General features: G+C 69.6%; 7 protein-coding genes. 3 read left to right on the top strand and 4 right to left on the bottom strand.

The genetic code is table 11. The features are described 5' to 3' along the window. Positions 1–48 precede the first annotated feature (48 nt). Complete coding sequence (locus ACFWY5_RS31585; RefSeq protein ID WP_379614259.1) at positions 49–1197, top strand: S8 family serine peptidase; 1149 nt, start codon at positions 49–51, stop codon at positions 1195–1197. A gap of 257 nt (positions 1198–1454) precedes the next feature. Next, the gene (locus ACFWY5_RS31580; RefSeq protein ID WP_379614257.1) at positions 1455–1724 is read left to right on the top strand and encodes a hypothetical protein; all 270 of its coding nucleotides are present in this window, start codon (positions 1455–1457) and stop codon (positions 1722–1724) included. A gap of 224 nt (positions 1725–1948) precedes the next feature. Here ACFWY5_RS31580 and ACFWY5_RS31575 read toward each other — a convergent pair whose 3' ends face one another. From ACFWY5_RS31575 to ACFWY5_RS31560, 4 genes are all read right to left on the bottom strand, one after another. Continuing rightward, positions 1949–2500, bottom strand: a complete 552-nt coding sequence (locus ACFWY5_RS31575; RefSeq protein WP_379614255.1) for a C40 family peptidase — start codon at positions 2498–2500, stop codon at positions 1949–1951. 71 nt (positions 2501–2571) lie between these two features. Beyond that, complete coding sequence (locus tag ACFWY5_RS31570) at positions 2572–2886, bottom strand: hypothetical protein (protein ID WP_379636283.1); 315 nt, start codon at positions 2884–2886, stop codon at positions 2572–2574. Next, positions 2877–4115 carry an NAD(P)-binding domain-containing protein gene (locus ACFWY5_RS31565; RefSeq protein WP_379636281.1) on the bottom strand — a complete coding sequence of 413 codons (1239 nt, stop codon included), beginning with the start codon at positions 4113–4115 and terminating at the stop codon, positions 2877–2879. Before ACFWY5_RS31565 ends, ACFWY5_RS31570 begins: the two co-directional genes overlap by 10 nt. Then, on the bottom strand, positions 4112–5239 hold the full coding sequence (locus tag ACFWY5_RS31560; RefSeq protein WP_379636279.1) for an ATP-grasp domain-containing protein: 1128 nt from the start codon (positions 5237–5239) through the stop codon (positions 4112–4114). Before ACFWY5_RS31560 ends, ACFWY5_RS31565 begins: the two co-directional genes overlap by 4 nt. A 419-nt stretch (positions 5240–5658) precedes the next feature. Here ACFWY5_RS31560 and ACFWY5_RS31555 point away from each other — a divergent pair, with 419 nt between their 5' ends. Beyond that, complete coding sequence (locus ACFWY5_RS31555) at positions 5659–7482, top strand: glycosyl hydrolase (RefSeq protein ID WP_379636276.1); 1824 nt, start codon at positions 5659–5661, stop codon at positions 7480–7482. Positions 7483–7502: the final 20 nt, after the last annotated feature.

Raw genomic sequence — 7502 nt, 5'->3', positions numbered from 1 at the left:
GCCCTCAGGGCCGGCGCCGCGCCTGCCGATCGTAGAAATGAGACGCATGTGATCTGGGCCAGATTCTCCGCAGCCTGCCTCGCCCTGTGCCTGGGGCTGCTCGCCGCGCCGCCCGTGCGCGGCGCCGTCGACCGCGACGTTTTCGTCGTGGCGCTACGGCTCCCGCCGGACGGCGACGAGGCGGGCGTCGAGACCCAGGCCGCCGCCCTGGCGAAGCAGTACGGCGGCGAGGTTCACCACATCTACGCCTCGGCCCTGCGGGGGTTCTCCGCGTCCATGACCGCTGAGCAGGCCGCGAAGCTGGCCGCCGACCGGCGCGTGGCCACGATCGAGCACAACCAGGTGTTCACCTCCCAGGCGAGCCCCTGGGGCCTCGACCGGGTCAACCAGCGCCGCCTGCCCCTGGACGGCGTCGGCGTGCGCGGCGGCAGCGCGGCCGGGGTGACGGCGTACGTCATCGACAGCGGACTGCGGCTCTCGCACACGGAGTTCGGCGGCAGGGCCCGCTACGGCTACGACGCCGTGGACTCCGACCTCGTCGCCCAGGACTGCTACGGCCACGGCACGCACGTGGCCGGCATCCTCGGCGGCGCCACCTACGGCGTGGCCAAGGACGTCACGCTGGTCGGTGTACGCGTGCTCGACTGCGCCGGCTACGGCACCACCGCCGAGATCGTGGCCGGGATCGACTGGGTGACCGGCAACGCCCAGCGCCCCGCCGTGGTCAACATCAGCCTGCAGAGCGGAAGGAGTTCGACCATCGACCGTGCCGTGCGGAGCTCGATCGCGACCGGCATCCCGTACGTGGTGTCGGCGGGCAACCAGAATGCCGACGCCTGCGAGGCCTCACCCTCGGGCGCCAGGGAGGCCATCACGGTCGCGGCCACCACGCGCGCGGACGAGCGGGCCCCGTTCTCCAACGGCGGCCGGTGCGTGGACCTCTTCGCTCCGGGGGTGGCCGTCGACTCGGCGTGGTTCACCGACGACACCTCGGCACGGTCGGCGAGCGGCACCTCGATGGCCGCGCCGCACGTCTCGGGAGCGGTGGCGTTGTTGCTGGCCACAAGCCCGCGTGCCACCCCTGCCGACATCGCGTCGGTGCTCATGGAGACGTCGACGAGAAACGTCGTATCGGGACTCCGGCGTGATACGCCCAACAGGCTGCTTTACGTCGGGGATACCCAACCCAAGCCCTGACCCTGGGGTGCGATATGGCCTGATTTGGACATATATCGGGCGGCGGTCAACAGCCTTTCTTGGCGCTCTGAGAAAAGGCCGAATGGCTGATTGTATTGCTTCTGCTGTGCCAAGGAATCCATGGCGGTCTTTGACTTTAATACGGCAAGGATCGGTGGAATTAGTATGCGTGGCGCGGCAAGGTAGTCATGCATGGCGCAGCTGCCAACTCAACAGGCGGCGCCACCAATTCCATTCGCACACTGGAGGAAGTAAACATGCTTCGTCGCATTGTCATCGGTGCGCTCGCCGCAGGCGCTTTCCTGGCTGCCTCGTCCACCGCAGCTTCTGCGGCCACGTGGGAGAAGGGCAACGACGACAACGTCGGCAACGCCCACAGCCCGGCGTCGATCGTCGTTCCGATTCTCAACCACGCCCTCAACAACAACGAGGTTGACGTCCTGACGATCGCGCACCTGGAGCGCATCAACCTGCAGCTCCTGACCAACAACACCAGCCTCACCGACATCGAGGGTAAGGACGGCTGAGCCGGACGCTAGAAAGTCCGTGTGAAGTGCCGGTGCGCTGGCAGCGATGACAGCGCGCCGGCATTCGCGCGGACCTCGAGTGACGGCAGGTCAGGAGGCCGCACGCGAACCGACTGGTGAGCGGTAGACGGGCACTCTCCCTCACCAACAGTCGACGCTGCCCCTGATGCGGCTCCCAACTCCCGAGGAGCCGGATCAGGGGCATTTCTTTTTGCCCGTGAAGATCATCCGGGCTTCTGCCGCGCGGGCCTGACCAGCCCGACGAAATTGCGCCGGTCGATCGGCTCTATGCGCACGACCTCGCCGGTGAATGGCGCGACCACCATCTGGTTCGCTTTGATGGCGACGCCGACGTGGTCAGGACCTGGGCGCTTGGAATCGGTCTCGAAGAAGGCCAGGTCACCGACCTGAATTCGGGTCCTGGGAATCCGGGTTCCTGAGCGCCACTGTTCATAGGTGCTCGAACCGATTCCCACACCGGCCTGAGACCACGCGTACTCGGTCAGTCCGGCGCAGTCGAAGCCTTTGACGCGCTTTCCCCTGCCGGTCCCGTACGTGGCTCCTGAGGGCCCGCCGCCGCCCCATGAATAGGGTGTGCCGAGCGTGCCGAGCGCGGTGTTCGCCGCCAGGCGGCCGCGGGCGACTCCCGCGGACCGCTCGCAGGCCGAGGTGTACCAGGAAGCGCACCACTGGAAGAGCTCGGGAACGGGGTCGAGCGGAAAAGGGGGGACCGCGCCCACGAACAGAGCTCCGCCGATGATGAACTCGAACTTCATGGCACCTAAGGTGCCCGCGGGCGCGGTCGATCAGCCTCAAAGGCCGATCATCTATCGCAAAACTACCCGTACTAGCGGGCCGGGCCCAGGACCGCGACGTGGGGGTCGCCGTGCAGCATCGCGCTGCCGGGCCCCGTACGCGCGGCCGGGGCCGTGACGGAGAAGTCGCTCGCCCTGACCACGGACATCGAGTACTGGCCGGGGCTCCTCGGCTCGACCGTCACCGGGGTGCCGAGGGTCCGTGCCCTGACCGGGGTGTCCGCGGGCGAGGTGACGACGATGGTCGGGGTGGCGGTGGCGGCGGCCGTACCGGAAGAACCCAGCCAGGCGAGCGCGCACAGACCCGCGGCGAGCGCGAACGCGGCGCGGCGGTTGGTCATCGGCATGACGGCTCCACGGTGACTAGGGAGGAAGGACGGCGGCCGGACACCCGGGCGACCAGCGCGGGGGCGACCGTGGCGGCGGCGAAACGGGAGCCGTGCACGAAGCGCATGACCGGGCCGAACGTGGGCGCGGCCGCGAGCCCCACGACGAACAGACCGGTCACGGAGGACTCGAACGTCCTGCTCAGCACGGGCGCGTGGCCCACGTGCGCGACGGAGTCACGCAGCCCCGGCTCCAGGACGCTGAAGCGCCGCACGTCGACGACGTACCCCGTCGCGGCGACGACGCGGTCGGCGTGCAGGTGGAAGACGCCCCCCGCGCCGTCCTGCAGGCGCAGATCGACCCCTTCACCCGGTACGGCCCGCCGCAACTGTGCGCCGAGGCTGGTCGGGACGCTGGTGAAGCGGTCCTTCAGCCACCAGGAGCCGGCCGGGCCGAGCGTGGTGCGCACGATGCGCCGGCGCACGCGTCCGGGCAGATGGCGCACCAGCGCGGGCTTCTCCGACCACATCCAGGACCGCCAGCCGGTCCCCAGCCCCGAGCGCGGGGCGAGGCAGCGCGCCAGCATCGTGCGCTCCTCGACGGGCGTCTCGTTCCACTTCAGCGCCGCCGTGCGCGCGATCAGATGGGGGTACGCGCCGGCCTCCTGCAGCAGGCACGCGGTCTCGATGGCCGACTGCCCGGCGCCGATCACCGCCACCTTCTCGCCGGCGTAGCAGCTGAGATCGTTGAGCTGGCAGCTGTGGGCCAGCACCGACGACGGCAGCGAGGCCAGCGCCGCCGGAATGCGGGCGAACGGCAGGAAGCCCACGGCGAGCACCACGGCCCGCGCCTGGACCTGCCGGCCCGTCTCCAGGGTGACGGTGAACAGTTCGTCCCGCTTGGCGACGTCCACCACGTTGACCGGCGTGACACGGTCCTGGACGGCCTGCTCGCAGAACCATTTCCCGTAGTCGACGAAACGTTCCACGGGAGTGGGCCGGGCATAGGCATAGGGGAATCCGTGCGAACGGCAGTATGCCGCGAGCGTGAAATCCCCGGCCGGGTCGGCGAGGTGCGAGGCGAATGGCTCGGACTTCAGCAGCATGCCGGTGGGCATGTGCTTGTCCCAGGCGTTCATCGGCTGGCCGAAGACCTGGGTCTCGAGGCCGGCGCTGATGGCGTATGCGGCGACGGAAAGGCCGTAGGGCCCGGCTCCGATGACCGCGACGTCGACGGTTTCGGTGTTCATGGCATTCTTTCGATCGTTGGTGTGCATGCCCTCATGGCGCGGAGAAACGTTTGTTTCACCATTCCGGTGAAGGGCTTGACATCGTCCCTCGCGTACCAGGCCAGCTCGTCGGCCCGGCGCAGGGACGACAGCCATCCCGGGCGGCGGCGGCCGTTTCCGCCGGGCCTTCTGGCCAGCTTCCGCAGGAGGTCGTAATTCTCCACCAGATACGTCCTGCCGTACTGGGGAGAACCGAAGTTTGAGTCTTGCCCGGTCAGGTCCAGATAGGCGGCCCTGATGACGTCGATGCGGTTGGAGTCGCCGAAGAGGCGGAACTGCGCGCCGACGCGGGGATTGAAGTCCAGCAGGTAGTACTTGCCGTCCCTGACGTCGAAGCGGAAGTCCATGTCGAGGATTCCGGCGTAGCGCAGGGATTTGGCGAGGGTCCTGGCGGTGTGGTCGATCTCGGGGTTGGGCAGCCAGCGGCCGAGCGTGGTGATCCCGGCGGCCGGGGGGTAGGCGCGCTCCTTCCTGCCCGAGCCGGCGAAGTCGCAGGTGGAGTCCTCGCGGAAGTAGCCGTGGAAGAACCAGTCGGCGTCGCGGGTCGGCGGGATGTAGCGCTGCAGCAGCAGTTCGCTGTCCTGCTCCGGGGCCCGTGCGGCCAGGGCGCGGAGCTGGTCGTGCGACTGGAGGAGCGTGGTGCTGCGCAGGCCGCGGGCGCCGGCGGCCAGCCAGGGCCTGGCCCACTTGGCCATCATCGGGAAGCCGTAGGCGCGCTCGGCGAAGCGCAGGTCGTCCTGGGTCTCGGCCACGTGGGTGTCCGGATGGGCGACGCCGAGATGGGCGCAGATGGTGGCGAGCGCGTGCTTGTCGGCGAGCTGGGCGGGGAGTTCGCCGGCCGGATTCGATATCCGGAATCTGGGGGACAGGTCCTGTGCGTGCTGCGCCGTATAGATGGCGGTGATGTCGTCCATTGGCAGCAGGACCGGATTTCCGCCGATGCGGTCGGCGGCTGAAAGCATTGTGCGGAGAAAGCTCTCGGCCGCGGTGGGCGCCGTGTCCCAGTGGCCGCAGCTGGAGAGGTATTTCGACTGGGCCGCTGGACCGTGCGGCCCTTCGAGAACGGCGTGCACATCGACGCCCATGCGACCCAGCGACCGAATGGCGGCGAGGGTGCCGTGATGGAATGGGTTGCGATCCATCCTGACGACCAGTGCCGGGGCCCTCGGGGCGACGGGCAGGCAGTTGCGGATATCGTTATTCCGCTTCTGTTGGGGAGCGTCGTTCACCGGTCTTTCCTATCATGGACACGGTGAATTGTTTTTCATGCGGGCGTTATTGTTTCTCCAATGTCAGGGACGAGATGGTGCGAAAAGCTCTTATGTGGCGAATCGGTCATCCTGTGCATTGCTTGCGAAATTCCGGAGAGGATTTGATGTTCTCATCAAGCAGGAAGGGGAATGGAAGCCCGCAGTAATGCTTTGACGGGCAGGAATGGTGAGTTAGCCGCATGAGAAGGCACATGTTCCCCGGACTTAGGCACAGGGGCGCGCTTGGAGCCGCCATGTTGCTCGTGGCCGCCGTCGCAGTACAGCCGGACGCGGTCGCCGAGCCCGAGCCCAAGCTGCTGGCGGTGACCAAGCAGCGGGCGGCGCTGGGCGTCTTCATGGGCTCCGACGCCCACGGCGCCGCCCGCCTGCCCGGCTTCGAGCGCTGGCTCGGCCGCGAGGTGACCGTCGGCAGGACCTACATCCCCGGCGAGACGTGGGCGGCCTTCCACGGCCCCGACTTCATCCTGAAGCCCTGGACCGAGTGGCGTGCGGCCCAGCCGGGCAGGATCCTCGCGATCAACGTGCCCATGGTGGCGCCCAACGAGGGCAAGCTCTCCGACGCCGCGGTCTCCGTGCTGCTGAACGCCGGAGCCGGCGGCGCCTTCGACCTCACCTTCAGGAAGCTGGCCGACCGGCTGGTCGCCGAGGGGGCCGAGGACTCCATCATCGTCCTGGGCTGGGAGATGAACGGCACGACGTACTCCAGCCGATGCGCGCCCGACCCGACCGCGTGGAAGGCGTACTGGCGGCGGATCGTGACCAGCATGCGGTCGGTGACCGGGGAGCGCTTCCGCTTCGACTTCACCGCCAACCGCGGGCGCGACGCGATCCCGTGGACCGAGTGCTACCCCGGCGACGACGTCGTCGACATCATCGGCATGGACAACTACGACCAGCCGCCCTCCGACGGCTTCCAGTCCTACGTCTCCCAGCCGTACGGCCTGCGCCACCACGCCGAGTTCGCCGCCGCCCACGGCAAGCCCATGTCGTTCCCCGAATGGGGCCTGTTCCGGTACGGCGACCGGCCCACCTACGTCCGGCAGATGCTCGACTGGATCGGGCGGCACAACGTCGCCTACCACTCGCTGTCGGACTACTGCCCGCACGGGGTGTGGCAGTGCTCGTCCAACCCCCGGTCGGCGGCGGGGTTCCGGACGCTGTTGCAGCAGATGCTGCCGACCCCGGCCGTGCCCACACCGACCACCCCACCGCTCCCGAGCACGTCAGCACTCCCCAGCACGTCGGCCCTCCCGTCGGCGCCCGCGCTGCCCAGCACCTCGGCCCTCCCGTCAGCCCCCGCGCTGCCCAGCACCTCGGCGTTGCCGTCGAAGCCCGCGCTCCCGTCCACGTCGGCGCTGCCGAGCGCGCCCGCGCTGCCGCCCAAGCCCGCGCTGCCCAGCGCGTCGGGGCTGCCGTCGAAGCCCGCGTTGCCGAGCACGTCGGCGCTTCCAAGCGCACCCGCGTTGCCGAGCGCGTCGGCGTTGCCGGTGAAGCCCGCGCTGCCCAGCACCTCCGCGCTCCCGTCGGCGCCCGCGCTGCCCAGCACGCCGGGGCTGCCGTCGAAGCCCGCGCTCCCGTCCACGTCGGCGCTTCCGAGCGCCTCGGCGCTGCCGTCGGCGCCGGCGCTACCCAGCACGTCGGCGTTGCCGTCGGCGCCGGCGCTACCCAGCACGTCGGCGTTGCCTTCAGCGCCCGCGCTGCCCAGCACGTCCGCGCTTCCGTCCGCGCCCGCGATCCCGCTCGGCGCGGGTGACCCCGGTGCGCCGGGTGCGCCGGGTGCGCCGACCGGGACGCCGGCCGGGCCGGTCCCGCCCCTGGGCGTGACGTCCAACCCCGTGCCGCCCTCGATCCGGAACCCCATGCCGCCCACCCTCCCGGCCATCACCCTGCCCCCGCAGGTCACCAGGGAGCCGATGCTCACCTGGCTGGTCGGCCTGTGGCGGAGCCTGCTGACGATGGTCGTCGTGCCGCCGCCGGTACAGCTGGAGGTGCCGGGCAACCTGCCCAGCCCCACGGTGATGCCGCCGGCCGTACCAGGGGATGAGCTGCCGACCTGAACGCGGGACCGCTCGGGCGA

The organism is Nonomuraea sp. NPDC059007 (assembly GCF_042740555.1).
Classification (GTDB): Bacteria; Actinomycetota; Actinomycetes; order Streptosporangiales; family Streptosporangiaceae; genus Nonomuraea.
Note: the sequence above shows the minus strand (reverse complement) of the source record. Positions and strands in the feature narration are given on the sequence as shown.